Here is a 1,033-nt window from a genome sequence, read left to right as displayed (position 1 = left end):
GGGTGGGTGTGCAGGTAGGAGGCGTGGACGTTCCCGGCGACGAAGCCCTCGGTGACCGCCTCGCCGTCGTGCGCCGCCCAGTGCCACGCCGGCGTCGACCCGGCGCGCGGCGTGGTGACCGTGCGGTGGAACTCGTGGCCGCTGACCGTCTCCCCGGCCGCGGCGACGGGCGAGTCGGCGGCCGCGGTGGCGGTGCGATAGCCGAGGGCCAGGCGGGGGCCCATCGCGGCGTCGGCGTCGAGCACCCCGCACATCGGTGCCCCGTCGAGCGAGTTGCCCAGGTAGAGCAGCCCCCCGCACTCCGCGTGCACCGGGCCGCCGGCGGCCGCGAAGGCGTGCACCGCCGCACGCAGCGGCGCGTTCGCGGCGAGGTCGTCGAGGTGCTCCTCGGGGAACCCGCCGGGCAGGACGAGCCCGGTGGTGCCCTCCGGCAGCGCCTCGTCGCGCAGCGGGTCGACCACGACGACCTCGCAGCCCGCCGCGGCCAGCAGCTCGGCGTGCTCGGGGTAGCCGAAGGTGAAGGCCGGCCCACCCGCCACGGCGACGACGGGGGCCGGGCCGTCCCCGGGTGCCGTCACCTCCAGGGCCGGGTCCCACGACGCGGCCGGCGTCGCGGGGGCGCGCCGGGCGAGGGCCTCGACCGCGTCGAGGTCGACGTGGGCGGCCACCAGGGCGGTCATCGCGGCCACCGCGTCCCGGGCCGCGTCGCCGTGCTCGGCCGCGGTGACCAGGCCGAGGTGTCTCGAGGGCACGGCCAGCTCCGCGCGGCGCGGCACGACGCCGAGCACCGGCACCCCGACCTCCGCGCACGCCGCCCGCAGCGCCTCGGCGTGCCGCTCGGTCCCGACCCGGTTGAGCACGACGCCGGCCGGGCGCACCCGCGGGTCGAAGTGGGCGAACCCGTGGAGCAGGGCGGCGACCGAGCGGTGCTGGCCGCGGGCGTCGACGACGAGCACCACCGGCGCGTCGAGCACGCGCGGGACGTGCGCGGTGGAGCCGTCGTCGTGCGCGCTGAACGCTCGTGCGTGCGTCT

At 78.9% G+C, this 1,033-nt stretch carries 1 protein-coding gene; it reads right to left on the bottom strand.

All coding sequences use genetic code 11. The features are described from left to right. A partial coding sequence (locus AC0CYZ_RS30395) for a cobyrinate a,c-diamide synthase (RefSeq protein ID WP_472221842.1) occupies positions 1-974 on the bottom strand: 974 nt, incomplete at its 3' end. Between the last annotated feature and the right edge of the window lie 59 nt (positions 975-1,033).

The organism is Actinomycetospora sp. (genome assembly GCF_055612215.1).
Note: the sequence above shows the minus strand (reverse complement) of the source record. Positions and strands in the feature narration are given on the sequence as shown.